The organism is Nocardioides insulae DSM 17944, assembly GCF_000422825.1.
GTDB classification, from domain to species: domain Bacteria; phylum Actinomycetota; class Actinomycetes; order Propionibacteriales; family Nocardioidaceae; genus Nocardioides; species Nocardioides insulae.
Genome location: NZ_KE383929.1, coordinates 358,925 through 380,583, shown reverse-complemented (window position 1 = coordinate 380,583; position 21,659 = coordinate 358,925). Strand labels below are relative to the sequence as shown.

At 71.2% G+C, this 21,659-nt stretch carries 14 protein-coding genes and 1 other RNA gene; 11 read left to right on the top strand and 4 right to left on the bottom strand.

Translation table 11 applies throughout. The features are described from left to right. Positions 1-27: 27 nt before the first annotated feature. Entirely contained in the window at positions 28-1,305 is a 1,278-nt protein-coding gene (locus G515_RS0116320; protein WP_028661010.1) for a cytochrome P450, read from the bottom strand. Positions 1,306-1,593: 288 nt separating this feature from the next. Between G515_RS0116320 and G515_RS22810 the strand changes: the two genes are divergently transcribed. Then, the gene (locus G515_RS22810; protein WP_169570668.1) at positions 1,594-2,307 is read left to right on the top strand and encodes a ComEA family DNA-binding protein; all 714 of its coding nucleotides are present in this window, start codon (positions 1,594-1,596) and stop codon (positions 2,305-2,307) included. 254 nt (positions 2,308-2,561) lie between these two features. Here the strand turns inward: G515_RS22810 and rnpB are convergent. Next, positions 2,562-2,947, bottom strand: an RNA gene (gene rnpB / locus G515_RS22865) — RNase P RNA component class A. Between the two features lie 88 nt (positions 2,948-3,035). Here rnpB and G515_RS0116310 point away from each other — a divergent pair. Next, positions 3,036-3,476 carry a tetratricopeptide repeat protein gene (locus G515_RS0116310; RefSeq protein WP_084653657.1) on the top strand — a complete coding sequence of 147 codons (441 nt, stop codon included), beginning with the start codon at positions 3,036-3,038 and terminating at the stop codon, positions 3,474-3,476. A 98-nt stretch (positions 3,477-3,574) separates the two neighbouring features. On the opposite strand, the gene G515_RS0116305 is transcribed toward G515_RS0116310, so the two are convergent. Next, positions 3,575-4,954, bottom strand: a complete 1,380-nt coding sequence (locus G515_RS0116305) for an NAD-dependent succinate-semialdehyde dehydrogenase (protein WP_028661008.1) — start codon at positions 4,952-4,954, stop codon at positions 3,575-3,577. A gap of 304 nt (positions 4,955-5,258) precedes the next feature. On the opposite strand from G515_RS0116305, the gene G515_RS0116300 reads away from it, so the two are divergent. Further along, complete coding sequence (locus G515_RS0116300) at positions 5,259-6,758, top strand: SulP family inorganic anion transporter (protein WP_028661007.1); 1,500 nt, start codon at positions 5,259-5,261, stop codon at positions 6,756-6,758. Between the two features lie 72 nt (positions 6,759-6,830). Further along, positions 6,831-7,043, top strand: coding sequence for an SPOR domain-containing protein (locus tag G515_RS0116295; protein WP_028661006.1), 213 nt, complete (start codon positions 6,831-6,833; stop codon positions 7,041-7,043). A 230-nt stretch (positions 7,044-7,273) separates the two neighbouring features. On the opposite strand, the gene panB is transcribed toward G515_RS0116295, so the two are convergent. Beyond that, positions 7,274-8,128: a 3-methyl-2-oxobutanoate hydroxymethyltransferase gene (gene panB / locus G515_RS0116290; protein ID WP_028661005.1), complete on the bottom strand. Its 855-nt coding sequence runs from the start codon at positions 8,126-8,128 to the stop codon at positions 7,274-7,276. Positions 8,129-8,293: 165 nt separating this feature from the next. On the opposite strand from panB, the gene G515_RS0116285 reads away from it, so the two are divergent. The 7 genes from G515_RS0116285 to G515_RS21920 all read left to right on the top strand — a co-directional run bounded on the left by G515_RS0116285 (position 8,294) and on the right by G515_RS21920 (position 21,386). Further along, on the top strand, positions 8,294-8,830 hold the full coding sequence (locus G515_RS0116285) for a GNAT family N-acetyltransferase (RefSeq protein ID WP_028661004.1): 537 nt from the start codon (positions 8,294-8,296) through the stop codon (positions 8,828-8,830). Between the two features lie 45 nt (positions 8,831-8,875). Then, on the top strand, positions 8,876-10,957 hold the full coding sequence (locus G515_RS0116280) for an NAD(+) synthase (RefSeq protein WP_028661003.1): 2,082 nt from the start codon (positions 8,876-8,878) through the stop codon (positions 10,955-10,957). Positions 10,958-11,022: 65 nt separating this feature from the next. Beyond that, positions 11,023-12,360, top strand: coding sequence for a type I glutamate--ammonia ligase (gene glnA / locus G515_RS0116275; protein ID WP_028661002.1), 1,338 nt, complete (start codon positions 11,023-11,025; stop codon positions 12,358-12,360). A gap of 72 nt (positions 12,361-12,432) precedes the next feature. After that, a complete protein-coding gene (locus G515_RS0116270) occupies positions 12,433-15,429 on the top strand; it encodes a bifunctional [glutamine synthetase] adenylyltransferase/[glutamine synthetase]-adenylyl-L-tyrosine phosphorylase (RefSeq protein ID WP_028661001.1) in 2,997 nt (998 codons plus the stop codon). Between the two features lie 172 nt (positions 15,430-15,601). After that, complete coding sequence (locus tag G515_RS21930; protein WP_084653656.1) at positions 15,602-17,134, top strand: DUF3375 domain-containing protein; 1,533 nt, start codon at positions 15,602-15,604, stop codon at positions 17,132-17,134. Next, positions 17,131-17,871 carry a DUF4194 domain-containing protein gene (locus G515_RS21925; protein ID WP_051218489.1) on the top strand — a complete coding sequence of 247 codons (741 nt, stop codon included), beginning with the start codon at positions 17,131-17,133 and terminating at the stop codon, positions 17,869-17,871. The genes G515_RS21930 and G515_RS21925 overlap by 4 nt, the downstream gene beginning before the upstream one ends. Then, positions 17,868-21,386: an ATP-binding protein gene (locus G515_RS21920; protein ID WP_245565442.1), complete on the top strand. Its 3,519-nt coding sequence runs from the start codon at positions 17,868-17,870 to the stop codon at positions 21,384-21,386. The genes G515_RS21925 and G515_RS21920 overlap by 4 nt, the downstream gene beginning before the upstream one ends. Positions 21,387-21,659 lie beyond the last annotated feature (273 nt).

Here is a 21,659-nt window from a genome sequence, read left to right as displayed (position 1 = left end):
TCCTTTCGGTGTGGGCAGGCAGGTGGGTCACGGGATGCGCACCTGCAGGCGTCGGATGCCGTGGATGAACTCGCTCTGCAGCAGCTCCGGCTCGCCGACCTCCATGTCGGGCAGCTTGGTGAGGATCCGGCGGAACATCGCGCTCAGCTGGCTGCGGCCCACTGCGGCGCCGAGGCAGAAGTGGATCCCGCCGCCTCCGAAGCCGCTGTGCGGGTGCGGCTCGCGGGACAGGTCGAAGCGGTGTGCGTCGGCGAACTCGTCCTCGTCGCGGTTGGCCGAGCAGTAGAACATCACCAGCTTGTCGCCGGCCGCGATGGACTGACCGTTCAGCTCGGTGTCCCGGGTCGCGGTCCGAGCGAACTCGAGCACCGGCGAGGCGTGCCGGATGAACTCGTCGATCGATCGGTCGATCCGGCCGTCGAAGTCCTCGGCCAGCCAGGCGCGCTGCTCGGGGTTGCGCCACAGCTGCAGCACGGTGTGGGCGGTCGTCTGCTTGGTCGTGTCGTTGCCGGCCACGCTCAGCAGGAGCATCACCGACTGGATCTCGTCGTCGCTGAGCGGCTTGCCGTCGATCTCGGCGAGAGCGAGGGCGGTGGCGACGTCGTCCTGGGGGTTCTTGCGGCGGTCCGCGATCACCTCGAGGCCGATCTCGCGGAGCACGCCCAGCTGCTGGATGAGGAACTCCAGCGGGTCGACATCGGGGTTGATGTCGGGGTCCCGCGCGCCGATCGCCTTGTCACCGGCCTCCGCGAAGGCGTGGCTGAGCTCGTCGGGTACGCCGATCATGTCGGCGACGGTGAGCATGGGGAGCTTGGCCGCGACCTCGGTGACGAAGTCGATCTCGCCCGCGCCGACGACACCCGCGACGATCTCCTCGGCCCGCTGCTCGATCTTGTCGGTCAGTCGGCGTACCGCACTGGGCTTGAACGCGCTGCTCAGGATCTTGCGGTAGTAGGTGTGGTCGGGCGGGTCCATCTCCAAGAAGTGCGGGGCCATCTTGAAGTCGGGGTGGTTGGGGCGGAAGTTGATGCCCCAGAAGGTGCGCGCGTCGGAGCTGAACAGCTCGTGGTTGCGGCTCACGTAGGAGATGTCGTGCGCCTTGACCACCGCCCAGTAGCCCGGCTCGCCGTGGATCTCGGGCGGCATGCCCGCGACCTCCAGGGACGGGTGCCAGCTCACCGGCGCCTCCCGGCGGAGGGTGGCGAAGGCCTCGTCGCGACGGTCGAAGGGGAGGTTCCAGAAGGCGGTGCTGGAGATGTCGACGTCGCTCAGGCGACGCTCATCGGTGGTGGGGGTGGCGGTCATGACCTACTCCTCGGGGGCCAGAGCACCGCGGCCCGTAGGGGCTGGTGCACGCTCGGCGCCGACGACCGGATGCGCCCGGCGCATCCGGCCCGCGGGCGGTGGACCGCCCGTCGGCGAGTGTGAGCGTAGTCACGCCAACCCGGGCTGTAAACAGATTCCGGGACCAAATCGTAAGTTTGGTTATGGCAGTCCGTTCGGCTCCACGCGGACCGCTCGTGCCGAGCCCGGAGCGGGGCCGATTTCGCGTTCCCACCGAGAATGTCGGTGCAGCGACCTACCGTTCTCCTCATGGTTCAACCCCCGCCGATGATGGGCCCGCCCGCGCCACGCCAACGCACCCCTGCCTGGCTGTGGGCCGTGCCCGTCTTCACCTGTGGTCTGCTCGGCTTCCTGCCGGCCGTCGTGATCGCCGCGAAGTGTCGGACCCGCTCCACGATCCTGTGGGCCGTGGGGTTCGCCCTCACGTCCTTGGTCGGGTTCCTGCTGACCGGGATGCAGTCGAGCAACGCCGACAACCTCGCCTCCGATCTGGGCGCGTTCCTGCTGCTGGCAATGATGGTCGGCGGTGCCTGCTACGGCGTGATCGCCGGCGCGAAGGTCCACTGGGCCACGGCACCTCTGGTCGACCTCCCACCACCCCCGGGGTACGTCGGCCCGCCGGTAGACCCCAACGCGCAGGCGATCGCCGGCGTCATGGCCGCGAGGCAGAAACGAGCGGAGGCGCGCACCCTGGCCCAACGCGACCCCCACCTGGCCCGGGATCTCCGGATCGGTCGCCCCGACCTGCCCCGCCACTACGACGACGGCGGCCTCGTCGACATCAACAGCGCACCCGCCGACGCCTTGGTCAGGGGCCTCGGGCTGACTCCGGCGCTCGCCACCCACGTCATCGACGTACGCCGCCAACTCGGCGGGTTCGAGCGGGTCGACGACCTCGTCAACCTGGCCGGCGTCCCCGACCCCGTCTACGACCAGGTCGTCGAGCGCATCATCGTGTTGTGACCCCCGCACCCGCGTCTCGACCCTCGGCGCCGGGCACCCGCCTCTCGGTTCCTGTACGGGGCGGAGAGTGCGGCCGAAGTCTCTCGGGGACCGCATCGGCCCGGATGGCCCTCGCACCTCGGTCTCCGGGTTCGCAGCCGCCGCGGTCGGGACCGCACCCCACCATGGGGTGCTGTTCTCCCCAGCATCGCCCCGACCGAGGGTATGCCGAACACGAGAGTGACCGTGGCTGCGGTGCAGGGAGCCCTGTTGTGCGGACGGGCTGGCCTATAGGCCGGGTTTTGTCTCCGGGACCCTTGCGGGTCACCGGTGGGCGACCATCCATCTAGGGCCGCCGTTGCCGACGGTCTCCAGCAATCTACCCGTGCGCTCGGGCGGGCCGCCCTCGGTCGCACACTGTCTGATCTTGCTCCGGGTGGGGTTTACCGAGCCGATCCGGTCTCCCGGGTCGCTGGTGGTCTCTTGCACCACCGTTTCACCCTTACCGCCCGGCCGGAGCCGGGAGGCGGTCTGTTTTCTGTGGCACTGTCCCGCGGGTCACCCCGGGTGGGTGTTACCCACCACCCTGCCCTGTGGAGCCCGGACCTTCCTCGCCTTCGCCTCCCGAGGGAGGCTCCGCCGCGGTCGCCCGGCCAGCCCATCCGCAAACAGTGAGCCTAGAGCATCCAGGGGCCGGGCCCGTAGCCGACGGGAGGGAACACCTCGACCGGTCGGACGGTTGCACGATCATGACGTACGACGAGCACGTGAACGGGCCGGGGGAGTTCGAGGATCTGGCTGCTCCCGTGGTGGTGTTCCCAGGGCAGCGTGGCCCGGAGTCGGCGTACCGCACCGCCCACGATCTGCTCGCCCGCCGGGCCGCCCACGAGGCGATCGACGTCCTCGACAAGGCGCTGGCGGAGGATCCGGACAACACCGGGCTGCGCACCCTGCGGGCGTGGGCCTACCTGATCCGGGTGCAACTGGGGAGGGCCGAGGAGGAGTTGCGGGCACTGGTCGCGGAGAACCCCTCCGACGCGTGGGCGCAGCACGCGCTCGGGCGGGCCCTGGAGCGGCAGTCCCGCCCCCAGGAGGCGCTGCCGCACCTGCGGCTCGCTGCGGTGATGAGCGACGACTACGACCACCTCGCGGCCGTCTACCGCGTCGAACGCCAGCTCGGCGGCGACTGACCCGGACAGCCGACGGGGGCGCCGGTCGAATGACCGGCGCCCCCGCTTCGCATCCTGCCCAGAGGAGCCCAGAGGACTCCAGAGGAGCGCTGAGAGGGTCAGCCCTTCTTGTAGACCAGCTGCTTGTTCACGAACTCGTCCATCGCCAGCGGGCCGAGCTCGCGCCCGACGCCGGAGCGCTTCACGCCGCCGAAGGGCAGGAACTCGCGCGAGGTCTCCGCGGTGTTGAGGAAGACCATTCCCGCCTCGATCTGCGAGCCCACCCGCTCGGCCCGCGCCAGGTCGTTGGAGAAGACCGCCGAACCGAGGCCGAAGGGCGTGTCGTTGGCCAGCTTCACGGCCTCCTCCTCGCTGCCGACCTTGAACAGCATGAACGCCGGGCCGAACAGCTCCTCGTGGTAGCCGCGCTTGCCGGGCTCGACGCCCTCGAACACGACCGGCTGCACGTAGGCGCCGGGGGTGTCGTAGTGCTCGCCACCGGCCAGCACCTTGGCGCCGTCGGCCCTGACCGCCTCGACCTGCTCCATGAAGCGATCCCGCGCAGCGGGGGAGGAGAGCGGTGCGAGCGGCGAACCGTCCGCGGTGGGGTCCAGCGGCGTGGCCGCCTTCGCCAGGGCGGTCAGCTCCGCGGTGAACTCGTCGTAGATGTCGTCCATCACGATCATCCGCTTGGGGCTGTTGCAGGCCTGCCCGGTGTTGCCCATCCGGGTCTGGAAGAACATCTTGGCCGACTTCGCGACGTCGCTGGAGTCGAGCAGGACGTAGGGGTCCGAGCCGCCGAGCTCGAGCACGACCTTCTTCAGGTTCCGGCCCGCAGCCTCGGCGACGGCCGAACCGGCCCGCTCCGATCCGGTCACGGACACGCCGTGGTTGAGCGGGGAGGGCAGGATGATGTCGGAGACCTGCTCGTTGCTCGCGTAGATGTTGATATAGGCGTCGGTGGGCACGCCGGCCGCGTGGAAGATCTCCTCCATCACCGCCGAGGACTTCGGGTCCTGCGGCGCGTGCTTGAGCAGGATGGTGTTGCCCAGGGCCAGGTTCGGCGCCGCGAAGCGGGCCACCTGGTAGTAGGGGAAGTTCCACGGCATGATGCCGAGGATCGAGCCGACGGGCTTACGCCGGACGTAGGCCTGGTCGGCCCCGGACGTCCCGCGCAGCGGCTCGTCCTCGAGGAACTTCTCGGCGTGCTCGGCGAAGTAGCGGTAGATCAGCTCACAGATCTTGACCTCGCCCAGCGCCTCGGGGACCTTCTTGCCCATCTCGAGGTTGATGATGCCGGCCAGCTCCTCGGCCCGCTCGGCGTAGGCGTCGGCGACCTTGGTGAGGATCTGGGTGCGCTCCGCGATCGAGGTGGCCGCCCACGGGCCGAAGGCCCGGTGGCTGCGCTGCTGCGCGTCGAGGATCTGCTCGTCGGTGGCGGTGGGGAACTCCTCGACGACCTCGCCGGTGGCGGGGTTGAGGATCTGGTACAGAGACACGGGTGCTCCTTCGGATGGCCTTGTTCTGCTCTGCAGCCGGCTCGAGGCCGGGTCGCGGGCACACCGAACCGTCGCCCGGTGCGGGCCGGTTCGGTGGCGCTCTCATGCGTACCCCGCGGTGAGCCAACACACAAGCTCGACCGGACAGCGAGACACCGCGCACGCGGGGTGCGGACGGTGTAGGAGATGCTGGGGTCGTGCTCGGTACGCCGTGGCGCGGGCGACGCCGAGGGCGGTCCCGTCGTCGTTGCGGTGTGCATCGCCGATGCGCCGCCGTCCGTCCCGTCACCCCTTTGGAGTCGTCGTGAGCGCCGTCGCCTCGTCCTGGCCGCCCGAGCAGTCCGTACGGCAGGTCCTGCGCTCGCCACGGCTTCTGCGCACCGAGGTCCTGGCCGGCCTGGTGGTGGCGCTGGCGCTGATCCCCGAGGCCCTGTCCTTCTCGATCCTCGCCGGGGTTGACCCGCAGGTGGGGCTGTTCGCCTCGTTCACGACTGCGGTGACGATCGCCATCGTGGGTGGTCGGCCGGCGATGATCTCGGCCGCCGCCGGCTCGGTCGCCCTGGTGATCGCGCCGGTGATGCGCGACCACGGTTTCGACTACTTCATCGCCACCGTCCTGCTGGGTGGCCTGATCCAGGTGGTGCTCGCGGTGCTCGGGGTGGCCAGGCTGATGCGCTTCATCCCGCGGTCGGTGATGGTCGGCTTCGTGAACGCGCTGGCGATCCTGATCTTCAGCGCGCAGCTCCCGCATCTGATCGGCGTGCCCTGGCTGGTCTACCCGATGGTGGCGGTCGGGATCGCGGTGATCGTGGTCCTGCCGCGGTTCACCCGCGCGGTGCCCTCGCCGCTGGTGGCGATCGCGCTCCTCACCGGCGCCGTGGTGCTGATCGGCTGGGATCTGCCCAACGTCGGCGACGAGGGTGAACTGCCGCACGGACTGCCCTCGCTGTTCCTCCCGGACGTGCCGCTCGACCTCGACACGCTGCGGATCATCGCGCCGTACGCGCTGGCGATGGCGCTGGTCGGGCTGCTGGAATCGCTGCTCACCGCGAAGCTGGTCGACGACATCACCGACACGCATTCGGACAAGACCCGCGAGTCCTGGGGGCAGGGCGTGGCCAACCTGGTCACCGGTTGCTTCGGGGGGATCGGCGGGTGCGCGATGATCGGCCAGACCATGATCAACGTGAAGGTCTCCGGGGCACGCACCCGGATCTCCACCTTCCTGGCCGGCGTCTTCCTGCTCATCCTGGTCGTGGGCCTGGGCGACGTGGTCGCGCAGATCCCGATGGCCGCGCTCGTCGCGGTGATGACCATGGTCGCGGTCGCCACCTTCGACTGGCACTCGCTGCGCACACTGCGTCGGATGCCGAGGTCGGAGACGACCGTCATGCTCGCCACCGTGGTGGTCGTCGTGGCCACCGAGAACCTGGCCATCGGGGTGGTCGTGGGTGTGCTCGTCGCCTCGGTGCTGTTCGCCCGCCGGGTGGCCCACCTGGCGAACGTGCAGCGCGAGGTCGTCGAGGACGAGGACGGCGCCAAGGCGGTCTACACCGTCACCGGCGAGCTCTTCTTCGCCTCCAGCAACGATCTCTACAGCCAGTTCTCCTACGCCGAGGACCCTGCCCGGGTCGAGCTCGACCTGTCCGCCTCGCACATCTGGGACGCCTCCACCGTCGCCGCCCTCGACAGCGTCACCGACAAGTACGCCCACCGAGGCACCACCGTCGACATCCACGGCCTGAACCCCGAGTCCGAGGCGATGTACCGCCGGCTCGCCGGGCGACTGGCAGGGGAGGGCTGAGCCACCCGGCACCAGCGCAGGAAGCCGGGGACCCGCCGCGGTCACGGGGGTGGGCCGGGCTAGGCTCGAGCCATGGACGGCGAGCCCGAGGAGTTCTTCTTCTGCCTCAAACACCACCGGGTCGAGGGCACCGAAGGGTGCCGCGGCAAGGACCGGCTGGGGCCCTACCCGACCAGGGCCGAGGCCGAGCACGCCCTGGAGAAGGTGGCCCAGCGCAACGACGAGTGGGAGCACGACCCCCGCTGGAACGACGACGAGGACGACGCCTCGAGCACGCCCGGGTGACCCGTCACCGCAGGACCACGAAGCCGGACGGCTGAACCCGCGACGACGGGCCCGTGCCGAAAAGCGCGGACCCGTCGTCTGTGTGGGACAACCCCCCAATGCCGTCCCACGACGATTTTGTACCCGAGGCGGCTGCGTCCGCACCCCCTGTTCGGAGAATGGTCACCCTGCCCGAGACCGAGGATCCGTGCTGGGGACCGTCTCATGTCTCCCCTGGGCTGTCCGGACGGTCAGAAGGTGTGTTCGGGGCCCGGGAAGGACCCGGCGCGGACATCGTCGGCGTAGGACCGTGCCGCGTCCAACAGGACGCCGTGCAGGTCGGCGTACTTCTTCACGAATCGAGGGGTGCGCCCGGAGTTGAGGCCGAAGGCGTCCTGCCAGACCAACACCTGGCCGTCGGTGTCCTTGCCGGCGCCGATACCGATGGTGGGGATCGCCAGCTCCTTGGTCACCGCCGCGGCGAGGTCACCGGGGACCATCTCCATCACGACCGCGAACGCACCGGCCTCCTGCACCGCCCGGGCGTCGTCGAGCAGCTTGTCGGCGCCGGCGCCCCTGCCCTGCACGCGATAGCCGCCCAGGGTGTGCTCGGACTGGGGGGTGAAGCCGATGTGTGCGCACACCGGGATCCCGCCACGGGTCAGCAGCGCGATCTGGTCGGCCATCTCCACGCCGCCCTCGAGCTTGACCGCGGCGACACCGCCCTCCTTCATCAGCCGGGCCGCGCTCTCGTAGGCCTGCTGCGGGGAGGCCTGGTAGCTGCCGAAGGGCAGGTCGCCCACCACCAGCGCCCGATGCGCGCCGCGGCTCACCGCCCGGGCCAGCGGGATGAGCTCGTCGAGGGTGACGGGCACGGTGGAGTCGTAGCCGTAGACGGTGTTGGCCGCTGAGTCGCCCACCAGCAGTGTGTCGATGCCGGCCGCGTCGAAGATCTGGGCGCTGAAGACGTCGTAGGCCGTCAGCATGGTGAACTTCTCGCCCTCGTTCTTCCACGTGGCGAGATGGTGGGTGCGGACGCGCTTGACCGCCGCGGTGCCGCTGGTCGGGGCGCTGTAGGGCGCCGCCTCTTCGTTCTGGTCGCTCATCTTCGAGCCCTTTCCTGACATCTCGCGGCTCCCGAATGGAGTCCACGGACCGTCTTCGAGGCTAGTCCCGCTGACCCGACCCGCGGGTGTGGTCCTGATCACTGTCCGCGGGACGGTCGGGAATCGGGTTGCGCTGGTACGCCGTCCGCACCGAGCGTGGAGGACATGTTGATCCGACCCGAGCGGGCCGCCGATGTGGCCGCCATCCGTGCCGTGACCGCGGCCGCCTTCGCCGCCGCCGAGCACGCGGCCCCGCCGGTGGAGGCCGACGGGGTCCCTGGCGAGGCGACCCTGGTCGGCTGGCTGCGCGCCGACGTCGGTTGGGAACCACGCCTCTCGCTGGTGGCGGAGGATGAGGGCGAGATCATCGGGCACGTGGTCGGCACCCGGGGCCGGCTCCAGGACCGCCCCGCCCTCGGACTCGGGCCGCTCAGCGTCGTACCCGCGCGACAGGGGCAGGGGATCGGATCGGTGCTCGTGCACTCCGTGCTCGCCGCGGCGGACGCGCTCGGTGAGCCGGTGGCGGTCCTGCTCGGCGACCCCGGCTTCTATGCCCGCTTCGGCTTCGTCCCCGCCTCATCGATGGGGATCGAGCCACCCGACCCGGCCTGGGGCGACTACTTCCAGGCCCGACCGCTGGCCGCGTACGACGAGTCCTGGCGCGGGCGCTACACCTACGCCGCCCCGTTCGACCGACTCTGAGCCTCGCGACGCCGGTATCGGTCAGTGGTTCCCTACACTCACCGCGTGGACTTCTACTCGGCCTACGCCCACGGCTTCGCCCGTGTCGCGGCAGTCACGATCCCGATCCGCGTCGCCGACCCGGAGGCCAACACAGGGGCGGTGCTGGAGCAGGCCCGGGCCTGCGATGAGGACGGTGTCGCGGTGGCGGTCTTCCCGGAGCTGTGCCTCAGCGGGTACGCCGTGGACGACCTGGTGCTGCAGGAGAGCCTGCTCGACGGCGTACTGGCCGGCATCGAACGGATCGCGCAGGCCTCGGCGGACCTCGCCCCGGTGCTCGTCGTCGGCGCCCCGCTGGTCTACGGGCATCGGGTGCTCAACGCCGCCGTCGTGATCCACGCCGGCCAGATCCTGGGGGTCGTGCCCAAGTCCAGCATCCCGACGTACCGGGAGTTCTACGAGCGCCGCTGGTTCGCGCCCGGTGACGATGTGGCCGGCTACCTCACCCTCGCCGGGGAGGAGGTGCCGATCTCCGCGGAACTGCTCTTCTCGGCCGCCGACGTGCCCGGGCTGGTGTTCCACGTCGAGATCTGCGAGGACATGTGGGTGCCGGTGCCGCCGAGCGCCAGGGCCTCGCTCGCCGGCGCGACGGTGCTGCTCAACCTCAGCGCCAGCCCGGTCACGGTGGGCCGTTCGGAGGCACGTCGCTCACTGGTGGCCTCGGCGAGCGCGCGGTGCGCGGCGGCGTACGTCTACACCGCCGCCGGGCCGGGTGAGTCCAGCACCGACCTGTCCTGGGACGGCCAGACGATGGTCTACGAACTCGGCGAGTGCCTGGGGGAGTCCGAACGGTTCCCCGACGGTCCGCGGCGCACGGTCGTGGACGTCGACCTCGGGCGCATCCGCGCGGAGCGGCTGCGGCAGGGCACCTTCGACGACAACCGCCGGACCCTGGCGGACCGGGCCGGCGACCGGGCCGACGGTGCGGGCGGCCGGTGGCAGACGGTGGAGTTCGAACTCGAGCCGCCGGCGGGAGACGTGGGACTGCGGCGCGCGGTGGATCGCTTCCCGTTCGTGCCGAACGACCCCGACCGCCTCGCGCAGGACTGCTACGAGGCCTACCACATCCAGGTCGCCGGCCTGGAGCAGCGACTGCGTGCGATCCCGGGAGAGCCGAAGGTCGTGATCGGGGTCAGCGGCGGCCTGGACTCCACCCACGCGCTGATCGTCGCGGCGCAGGCGATGGACCGGCTCGGCCGCCCGCGCAGCGACATCCTGGCCTTCACCCTGCCGGGGTTCGCCACCAGCGCCGAGACCAAGGGCAACGCGCTGCGGCTGATGGAGGCGCTGGGCACCACGTCCGAGACCATCGACATCACCCCTGCGGCCACCCAGATGCTCCGGGACCTCGGCCACCCCTTCAGCGACGGCAGCCCGGTCTACGACGTGACCTTCGAGAACGTCCAGGCCGGGCTCCGCACCGACTACCTCTTCCGGGCGGCCAACCAGCGGGGCGGCATCGTGCTCGGCACCGGCGACCTGTCCGAGCTCGCCCTCGGGTGGTGCACCTACGGGGTCGGCGACCAGATGTCGGCGTACAACGTCAACGCCGGCGTCCCCAAGACCCTGATCCAGCACCTCATCCGCTGGGTGGTCTCGACCGAACAGTTCGAGGCGCACACCGACGAGGTGCTGATGCGGATCCTCGGTCAGGAGATCTCGCCCGAACTCGTCCCCGCCGCCGAGGGGGAGAAGCCGCAGAGCACCGAGGCCGTGGTCGGTCCCTACCCACTGCAGGACTTCAACCTCCACCACCTGGTGCGGGACGGCGTCCGGCCCAGCAAGATCGCCTTCCTGGCCTGGCACGCCTGGCGCGACCTCGACCGCGGCGGCTGGCCGCCGGCGTACCCGGTCGAGGAGCGGCGGGACTACGACCTGGCCGAGATCCGGCACTGGCTGGAGGTCTTCTTGAAGAGGTTCTTCGCCAACCAGTTCAAGCGTTCGGCACTGCCCAACGGCCCCAAGGTCAGCAACGGCGGGACGATGTCGCCGCGCGGGGACTGGCGGATGCCCTCCGACGCCTCCGTCGCCGCCTGGCTGGCCGACCTGGCCGAGGTGCCGTTCTTCGAGGAGTCCGATCGCGGCTGAGGCGGATCCGTTCCAGGTACCGACCGGGCGCGACGGCCCACCGTGGCGCCGTTAGGGTTCGTGTCATGGGTAAGCAGGAAGACTTCGTGCTCCGCGCTCTCGAGGAGCGTGAGGTCAGGTTCATGCGGCTGTGGTTCACCGATGTGCTCGGCTTCTTGAAGTCGGTGGCCGTCGCGCCGGCCGAGCTGGAGAGTGCCTTCAGCGAGGGCATCGGCTTCGACGGCTCGTCGATCGAGGGGTTCGCCCGGGTCTACGAGTCCGACATGCTGGCGATGCCCGACCCCTCCACCTTCCAGATCCTGCCGTGGCGGGACCAGGGACCGGCGACGGCCCGGATGTTCTGCGACATCGTGATGCCGGACGGGTCGCCGTCGTACGCCGATCCGCGCTACGTCCTCAAGCGGACCCTCTCCAAGGCGGCCGAGAAGGGCTTCACCTTCTACACCCACCCGGAGATCGAGTTCTACCTGTTCAAGGAGCACCCGGAGGACGGCCGCGAGCCGATCCCGGTCGACCAGAGCGGTTACTTCGACCACACCGCCCAGTCGATGGGCTCCGACTTCCGGCGGGAGGCGATCACCTACCTGGAGGCGATGGGCATCTCGGTGGAGTTCAGCCACCACGAGGCCGGCCCCGGGCAGCAGGAGATCGACCTGCGCTACGCCGACGCGCTGACCAGTGCAGACAACATCATGACCTTCCACACGGTGATCCGGGAGGTGGCGCTGAGCCAGGGCAGGTGGGCCTCCTTCATGCCCAAGCCCTTCACCGACAAGCCGGGCAACGGCATGCACACCCACCTGAGCCTCTTCGAGGGCGACAGCAACGCCTTCTACGAGCCGGGCGCCGAGTACGGCCTGTCGACCACGGGTCGCCGGTTCATCGCCGGCCTGCTCAAGCACGCACCCGAGATCAGCGTCATCACCAACCAGTGGGTCAACTCCTACAAGCGGATCAACGCCGGCGGGGAGGCCCCCTCGCACATCTCGTGGGGGCACAACAACCGCTCCGCGATGGTGCGGGTGCCGATGTACAAGCCGCTCAAGGGGCAGTCCACACGGATCGAGATCCGCAGTCCCGACGCCGCCTGCAACCCCTACCTGACCTTCGCCGCGCTGCTTGCGGCCGGGATGAAGGGGGTCGAGGAGGAGTACGAACTCCCGCGTGAGGCGGAGGACGACGTCTGGTCGCTCACCGACCGGGAGCGGGCCAGCCTCGGGCTCGACCCGCTGCCGGTGGCCCTCGACCAGGCGATCGCGCTGGCCGAGGATTCCGAACTGCTGGCCGACACGCTCGGCGAGCAGGTCTTCGACTTCTTCCTGCGCAACAAGCGCCGCGAGTGGGCCGAGTACCGCGCCGAGGTCTCGGAGTGGGAGCGCCGCCAGCTGCTGCCCATCCTGTGAGCCGTACCCCCGGGCCGATCGGCCCCACCGCCTGTCCGAGTCAGCCGGCCTGAGCACCGACGGAGAGCACGCATGGCGAGGAACGTCACCGGTCGCACCAGGCTGATCCAGCTGGGATTCCTGGACTCCCGGGCGGCCGAGGACGGACTCGCCCGGCTCGGGGAGTGTGCCGAGCCGATCCTGCCGATGTTCGGCCGCGCGGCGGACCCGGACCTCGCGCTGAGCTCCCTGCTGCGACTCCTGGAGGCGATGGCGGAGACCGGCGAAACGGAGGAACTGATCCGCGTCCTCGCCGACGACGAGGGTACGGCGATGCGCCTGACCGCCGTCCTCGGCGCCTCGGTGGCGCTGGGCGACCACCTGGTGCGACACCCCGAGCAATGGCACGAACTGCGTGACCCCCTGCTCGGCAGCACCCGGCCGCCGTCGTACCACCTACGGGCCGAGCTGATGCGCGCCGTGGGCGCCGACCCGGACGCCGAGACGCCCGTCGCCACGCTGCCCGACCCCGAGGCGACCGACCAGCTGCGGGTGCATTATCGCCGGCTGCTGCTCCGGCTGGCGGCCCGCGACCTGGGCCATCACGTGTCGTTGCAGAACGTCGCAGCGGAGCTCTCCGATCTGGCCTGCGGCACCCTCGACGCGGCGCTCGCGGTGGCGCGTGCACGGGTCGGCGACGCGGCAGGCCAGGTCCGGCTGGCGGTGATCGCGATGGGCAAGACCGGCGGGCACGAGCTGAACTACGTGTCCGACGTCGACGTCGTCTTCGTCCACGCACCCGCCGAGGGGAGTGGTGAGCCGGCCTCCGACGAGGTCGTGGGTCGGGTGGCCAACCGGTTGGCCGCCCAGCTGATCCAGGTCTGCTCGGAGCACACCGCGGAGGGCAGGATCTGGGAGGTCGACCCGGGTCTGCGACCGGAGGGGAAGAACGGGCCGCTCAGCCGCACCCTGGCCAGCCACGCCGCCTATTACGGCCGCTGGGCGAGCACCTGGGAGTTCCAGGCCCTGCTCAAGGTGCGCCCCGCCGCGGGCGACCGCGCCCTGGCCCGCGCCTACGACGAGCTGACCGAGCCGCTGGTGTGGAGCGCCGCCGAGCGGGACGGCTTCGTCACCGACACCCAACTGATGCGCCGCCGGGTGATCGACCACCTCCCCGCCAAGGAGATGACCCGGCAGCTCAAGCTCGGCCCGGGCGGGCTACGGGACGTCGAGTTCGCGGTGCAGATGCTCCAGCTCGTGCACGGCCGTTTCGAGCCCGGTATCCATCTGTCCTCCACCCTGGAGGCCCTGGCCGCGCTCACCCGGCTCGGCTACGTCGGGCGGGCGGACGGCGAGGCGCTGCAGTCGGCGTACACCTTCCTGCGCACCCTCGAGCACCGCATCCAGTTGTACCGACTCCAGCGCACCCATGTGGTGCCCGATGACGAGGAGTCGTTGCGGCACATCGGCCGGAGCATGGGCTATTACTCGAAGCCCGCCGAGACCCTGGTGCAGACCTGGCAACATCACCGTCTCGAGGTGCGTCGGCTGCACCAGAAGCTCTTCTACCGCCCCCTGCTGACCGCCGTGGCCAGACTCCAAGGGGAGGAGGCGCACCTGACGCTGGAGGCGGCGGGAACTCGGCTGGCCGCTCTCGGCTACGAGGACCCGAAGGCGGCGCTGCGGCACCTGGAGGCGCTGACCGCGGGCGTGTCGCGGCGCGCAGACATCCAGCGCGCCCTCCTGCCGGTGATGCTGCAGTGGTTCGCCGAGGGGCCCGACCCCGACGCCGGGCTCTTCGGATTCCGCCGGATCAGCGAGGCCCTGGGCACCACGCCGTGGTACCTGCGGACCCTGCGGGACGAGGGGCAGGTCGCCGAGAACCTGGCGCGGATCCTCTCGACCTCCCGCTACGCCACCGCCCTGCTCGAACGCGAGCCGGAGGGGGTGCGGATGCTGGGCGGTTCCCTGGCCCCCCGGACGGCCGCCGAGATCCAGTCGGAGATGCTCGCCGGCGGTGCCCGACGCGAGGACCCGGCCGCGGCCGTGCGGGCGATCCGGGCGGTACGCCGACGCGAGCTGTTGCGGATCGCGGCGGCCGACCTGGTGGGCGAGGTCGGCGTTCTCGACGTGGCCGCAGGCCTGTCCCGGCTCACCGACGCCACCCTCGAGTCGGCGCTCAACGCGATCGGCGCGGGGGAGCGACGCAGGCGCGGCCTCGACGAGGCACCGACCCGGATCGCGGTGATCGCGATGGGGCGCTACGGCGGCTTCGAACTCTCCTACGGCAGCGATGCCGACGTGCTCTTCGTGCACCGCCCCGAACCGGGCGTCGACCCCCAGTTGGCCGCGGGCTACGCCCAGTCGGTCGCGCACGAACTGCAGCAGCAGCTGGGGGTGGCCGGGCCGGACCCGGCCCTCAAGGTGGACGCGGACCTGCGTCCCGAGGGACGCCAGGGGCCGTTGGTCCGCACGCTGGAGGCCTATGCCGGCTACTACGCCAAGTGGTCTGCGGTGTGGGAGGCCCAGGCACTGCTCCGCGCCGACGCGGTGGTGGGCGACGAGGAGCTCCGGGCCGCGTTCACCGAGCTGATCGACCCGCTGCGCTATCCGGCGGAGGGCCTCACCGAGGATCAGGTGCGGGAGGTACGCCGGATCAAGGGTCGGGTGGACAGCGAGCGGCTCCCGCGCGGCGCCGACCCGAAGACCCATCTGAAACTGGGCAGGGGCGGGCTGGCCGACATCGAGTGGTCGGTGCAATTGCTGCAGATGCGCCACGGCCACGAGTTCGCGCAGCTGCGCACGCCGCGCACCCTGGCCGCCCTCGCCGCGGCGGCGGAGGCCGGGCTGGTGGAGGTCGAGGACGCGGCCGTTCTCGAAGAGGCCTGGCGGATGGCCAGTCGGTTGCGCAACGCGATCACGCTGGTGCGCGGCAAGCCCTCCGACCAGATCCCGGCCGGGATCCGCGAACGCAGTGCGATGGCCGCGGTGCTCGGTTATCCGCCCGGCGGCAGCGAGGAGATGGTCAACGACCACCTGCGGCTGTCCCGCCTGGCCAAGGGCGTCGTGGACCGCGTCTTCTGGGAGTGACCCGCCGAACCGGGTGGGAGTGATGCGTCCCGCCCACCCGGAGGATGTCGCCGGCCTCGCGTCCTGAACCTCAGCCCGTTCGAACGGGGGCGGTGGGGCGGCCGGACGGGGGCGGATGGGATCATGGGCGGCCGGCCGAGCGCCGGACGGACCGGATCGTGGGAAGAGGAGCATGAGCGAGATCGCCGCCGAGCTGGCGCGGGTGCAGAGCGCCTTCGACCAGCCGACGTTGACCCTGCTCCACCAGCGCCAGGCGGCTGTGGTCATCACCGTCTTCCGCCAGGCGTTCGGGCGCGACAACCGCCCGGTCCCGACCGCTCGACTACATACCTTGGTGGAGGGCTACCTGGCCGAGCTCAGGGACACGCCGGGGGAGACGCCGGAATCGATCCCCTCCGGCAGCGGACGCGAGCTCTGCCAGCGATGGATGCGCGGGCAGTGGCTGGTGCGCTCGCTGGACGAGACCGACCAGGAGGTCTACACCCTCACCTGGCATGCGCAGCAGGCGGTGGAGCTGGTCAAGAGTCTCGCCCGTGACCGCGCCACCTTGAGCCAGCACCGGATCTCGACCATCGTCGACACCGTGCGCCGGTTCAACGCTGACGCCAATCCCGACCCGCAGGCCAGGGTGGACATCCTCGACCAGGAGATCGCCCGGCTCGCCGCCGAGCGGGATCGGCTGCTGGGCGGCGGAGACCTGCCCGCGCCCTCGGAGGACTACCTCGACGAGGGCTTCACCGAACTGCTGTCGTTGGTGGCCGCGCTGCCGAGCGATTTCGCCCGGGTGGAGGAGCGGTTCGCGCAGATCAGGGGCGAGATCCTCGCGGCCTTCCGAGCCGAGGACCGTCCCGCGGGAGAGGTGATCGACGGCTACCTCGCGCGCGCCGACGAGATGATGACCACCACCCCCGAAGGGCGCGCCTTCGAGGGCGCCTTCACGCTGCTACGGGACAACGAACTCGTCGGCCGCCTCCGTGCCGACCTCGCCGCCCTGCTCGATCACCCGGGGGCCGACCGGCTGCTCAGCGACGCCGACCGCGCCGAGTTGCGGGGCACGGTCCGGCTGGTGCGCGAGGGACTCGACCGGGTGCTCTCGCAACGTTCCCGGGTGACCGCGGCGCTCAAGGAGTACATCGTCAGTCACGACGGGGCACGCGACCGGGAGCTGGAGCAGACCCTGCGCCAGATCGAGTCCGAGCTGACCGCCTGGATGGGCTCGACCGGGCCCCGGGCCACGGTCGAGGTCGCGCTGCTCCCCGCCCGCCCCGGGGTCGAACAGCTGCGCGAGCGGTTCCACGACCCCGCCGACGACCTTCCGCCGGAGCGCCTGCGCACCGAGCCGACCGCACAGTCCGGGCCTGAGCTCGGCGAGCTCCTCGCCCAGGGTGGGCCGACGATGCCCGAGCTCGCGATCCGACTCGGCGACGCGCTCGATCGTGCGCGATCCGGCGGTACGCCGTCCCTCGGCGGCCTCTTCGACCAACTCGAGGACGAGCTGCGACGGCCGGTGGAGATCTTCGGCCTGCTGCAGCTCGCCACCCAGCGCGACCTGGCACCCGGGGACGGCGAGGAGGAGTACCGCGCCGTCCGGCCGGACGGCACCGGCCGCGCCTTCGCCGTACCCCGCCTCGAGGTCGGCCCGGCGACCGCGCCTGCCGACGGCGGCCCCCGACCGACCCCCAGCTCCGAGGAGAGCCCCGCATGACCAGTCTCGACGCCGGAGTCGACCGCGACCTCGACGAGGGGCTCGCCCCGGGATCGACCGACGACCGGCCCTACGACGACGAGACCGACCTCGACGCCGGCACGGTGAGTCTGTGGGAGGGCGACGAGGGCACCCTCGACCTGGCCCAGCGCCGGGCGCTGCTGGTGCTGGTCAAGCAGCGCTTCATCTCGGGCCGCACCCACCCGCGCGAGTGGCAGACCCTGATCGCCCACCGGACCCTGCTCACCGGTCGCCTCAACGACCTCTTCCTGGACCTGCACGTGGACCCCGTCCGCGAGGTGGCCTGGAAGCGTCAGGCGACCGGCGAGGCCGGGCAGCGCTTCCCCACCCTGTTGCACGACACCGCGTGGACCCGCGAGGAGACCGCCGTCCTGGTGTTCCTCCGCGACCGGTTCCGGGCGGGGACGACCGCGGGGGAGGACCGGGTCTTCGTCGACCGTGAGGACATCGTGAGCTACATCGCCGACTTCCGCCCCGCGCACGCGACCGACGTCTCCGGTGACGAGCGGCGCGCCCGCAACGCGGTGCTGGCGGTCAACCGGATGGGCCTGCTGATCGGCACCGCCGGTGAGGAGCGCTTCGAGATCAGCGAGGCGATCGAGTCGCTGCTCCCGCTGGAGACCCTGCGCGAGCTGCTCACCGCACTCCGGACGGCGACCAGCAGCGCACCCGAGATGCCCGAGGCCGACCTGTTCGAGACGGAGGAGCGCGCGTGAGTGATCTGACCCAGGAGACCGGCCGCGCGGCGTACGCCGGAGCCGGGCCCGAGGCACTGCCGGAGGACGCACCCGCCGAGCCGGACTTCGCGGCGGACGCCGAACCGTGCGCGCCGGAGGGGGACCGGGACCTCGAGGGACTCTTCGAGGAGACGGTGGTCTCGCTGCCCACCGACGACACCCTCCAGTGGCGGGCCGAGGTGCTGCAGTTGGTCAACTGGGGCGGCTTCGAGGGCCACACCCGGATCGAACTGCACGCCGACGCCACCATGCTCTCCGGTGCTTCGGGCGCTGGGAAGTCCACCATCCTGGACGCCTACACCGCCCTGCTGATGTCCAGCGACACCCGATTCAACGGCGCCTCCAACGCCGCCGTCGCCGGCCGGGCGCGCAGCGAGGGTCAGCGCAACCTGGTCTCCTACCTGCGCGGCGCCGTCGACGTGATCGACGACCCCCGCACCGGGCGACCGGTCGAGCAGCTGCTCCGCGGACGTGGCGTGGACACCTGGGGTGCGGTGTCGATGACCTTCGTCAACGACCAGGGCCGCCGGTTCACCGCGCTGCGCACCTACTACGTCCCGCGCCGGGCGACCCGGTCCGGTGACGTCTCGATGCAGCTGGTCACCCTCGACGGCGCGCTGGAGCTGAGCGAGCTCGAGGCCGCCGTACCCGACCGGTTCCATGCCAACACCCTCAAGAAGCTCAGCCCGGGACTGCGGGTGCACCGCTCCTACGCCGAGTTCGCCGACCTGCTCTACGCCCGGCTTGGCATCGGCGCGGGCGGCGACGGGGCGAAGGCCCTCCGGCTGCTGGCCCGGATCCAGGCGGGCAATCAGGTGCGGTCGGTCGACGAGCTCTACAAGGAGATGGTGCTCGAGCGGCCGGCGACCTTCGCCGCCGCCGACCGGGCCATCGGGCACTTCGACGACCTCGAGCAGGCCTATGCCGCGATGCGCACGGAGGAACAGAAGCAGGAGGTGCTCGCGCCGATCACCGAGCTGCATGCCCGGCATCTGGCTTCCGGACGTCGGCTCGCCGAGCTGGACGCGTACGGCGTCACCGCTCCCGGCCACACGCCGATCACGGCGTGGCGGCTGACCACCCACCGGCGTCTGTTGGCCGCCGCCGTGCGCGACAACCGTGCCGGCCGCGCCCGGGTGTCGGCCGAGCTGGCCGACAGCACTCGCGACGAGGCCGCCCTGCGCGCCGACATCGAGGCCGCCCGCGACGAGCACCGCAGCTCCGGTGGCGCCGCGCTCGAGCGGCTGGCCGCCGAGGTCGAGCAGGAGAAGCTGGTCCGCACCGAGCGCGAGCTTCGGCGCGGCGTGCTGATGGAACGGATCTCGCCGCTCGGCGAGGTCGCGCTGGGCACCCGGGAGGAGTTCGAGCAGCGCCGGCGCGAGGCCGGAGCCTGGCTCGAGGACCAGCCCGCCGCCCGAGCCGAGCTGCTCCGTCGCCGGGATGAGGCCGTGGGCCGGCGGTACCCGCTGGCCGCGAGGAAGGCCGCCCTCCAGGGGGAGCGTTCCTCGTTGGCCGGGCGGCAGAGCCGGATCCCCAAGCACCTCGACGACCTGCGCGCGGTGGTGTGCGACGCGACCGGCTTCCCGGTCCACGAGCTGCCCTTCCTGGCCGAACTGGTCGACGTCGCCCCCGAGGAGGCGCGCTGGCGGCTGGCCGTCGAGACCGTCCTGGGCGGGGTGGCCCGGCAACTCCTGGTGCCGGCCCACCGGCTCGAGGAGTTCTCCCGCCGGCTCGACCAGGTCAAGCTGCGCGGACGGATCACGTTCGTCGCCGCCGACCTGGACCTGCCTGCTACCGCCCCCCAGGATCCCGACACCGTGGCCGGCAAGCTCGTCCACCGGGACTCGCCCTTCTCCGGCTGGGTGCAACAGTTCGTCGCCGAGCCCCGCCGCAACGCCCGTTGCGTCGAGGACCCCGCCCAGCTCCGTGGCGGCGGGTACCGCGTGACCCTGGCCGGCCAGACCCGCCAGGGCGGCCGCGGATCGCACGGCCGCGCCGAGGCCGGCTCGCTGCTCGGCTTCAGCAACACCGAGGCGTTGGCCGACCTGGACGCCGCGCTCGCCGGCGTGGAGGCCGAGCTGGGCACCATCGACCAGCAGGTCGCCGAACTCGAACGCGAGGCGCGGACCCTCGACACCGTCCGTGACGCGCACGAGGCGATCCGGGCCGCGGCCTACGACGAGGTCGACCTCGCGGCGAGCGATGCCCGGATCGCGGAACTGGCCGCCCGGCGTACCGAGATGCTCACCTCCGAGGACCACCTCGGCACCCTGGCCGACCAGGTCGAGGCCCTGGAGGCCAAGCTCGACGAAGTCCGCAATCGGCGCTACGCCCTGGGGCTGGAGAAGGACCGGCTCGACACCGAGCACGCCCGCCTGGTCGAGGACGAGGACGCCCTCAGCGCACTCCTCGAACCGATGGAGGACCGGCTCCCCGAGATCCTCAGCGAGGTCCAGCAGGCCAGCCTCGACGCCGAGTTCGCCGCCGCCGTCGAGCCGGCGGACTCGGAGGACCTGGGACGGTTCACCGAGCACCTCGCCCGGCTGCAGACCCGGCTGACCGAGCAGATCTCCGGCGCGCATGACGAACTGGTGGCGACCCGGCGGGAGCTGTGCGGCATCTTCGCCGCCTACCAGCGGCTCTGGCCGGACCCCAACCTCGGCAGCGCTGTGGAGTCGTACGCCGACTTCGAGGCCATCCTCGAGTCCATCCGGGCCACCGGCCTGGCCGAGCGCCGTGCCGAGTGGCGGCGCCGGGTCACCCAGTGGTCGGGTCAGGACCTGGTGCCCCTGCTGGGCACGATGAACGCCTCGGTGGAGGAGATCGAGGACCGGCTCGAGCCGATCAACGCGATCCTGCGCCGCCTGGAGTTCGGTGCCTCCAAGGATCGCCTGCGGATCCGGCTGCGCAAGCTCGCCCCGGCCCACGTGCAGGCGTTCGTGCGCGAGCTCCGGCTGCTCTCCGCCGGTGCCCCGGACGACCTCACCGAGGAGCAGTTGGAGGCACGGTTCGACCGGCTGCGGACGTTCATGGCCCGGCTGCGCACCCGCGACGACGCGTTCGGCAGTGCCGAGCTCTCCGAGCGTGACCGGCTGCTCGACGTACGCCGGCATGTGGAGCTCAGCGCCGAACGCTACGACCAGCACACCGGCGAGCTCCGCTCGACCTATCGGACGCTGGGGGAGAAGTCAGGTGGTGAGTCGCAGGAGCTGGTCGCCTTCATCGTCGGGTCCGCGCTGCGGTTCCGGCTCGGCGACGAGCTGCGCTCCCGGCCTCGCTTCGCCCCGGTCTTCCTCGACGAGGGTTTCGTCAAGGCCGACTCGGAGTTCGCGGGCCGGGCTGTGCGGGCCTGGAAGGGCCTGGGGTTCCAGCTGGTCATCGGCGTCCCGCTGGACAAGGTCACCGGTCTCGAACCGCACATGGACGAACTCCTGGCCGTCACCAAGAACACCGAGACCAACCTCTCCTCGGTCTTCCGCCTGCGCGACGCCTGAGCCCCCGGGCCGCCCACCCCGAACCGCTCGCCCCTCCAGACGGTCGAGTCGGGCGTTGTGGGCGGTTGAGTTGCTCGTCGCGGAGGGTTGAGCCGAGCCTCCGGGACGGTTGAGTCGGGCGTCGCGGACGGTTGAGCTGGGCGTTCGCGGACAGCCGGTCCACGGGGACCGACTCGACGTGCCACGGGGACCGACTGGACGTGCCACGGGGACCGACTCGACGTGCCACGAGGCCCGACTCGACGTGCCACGAGGCCCGACTCAACAGATGGG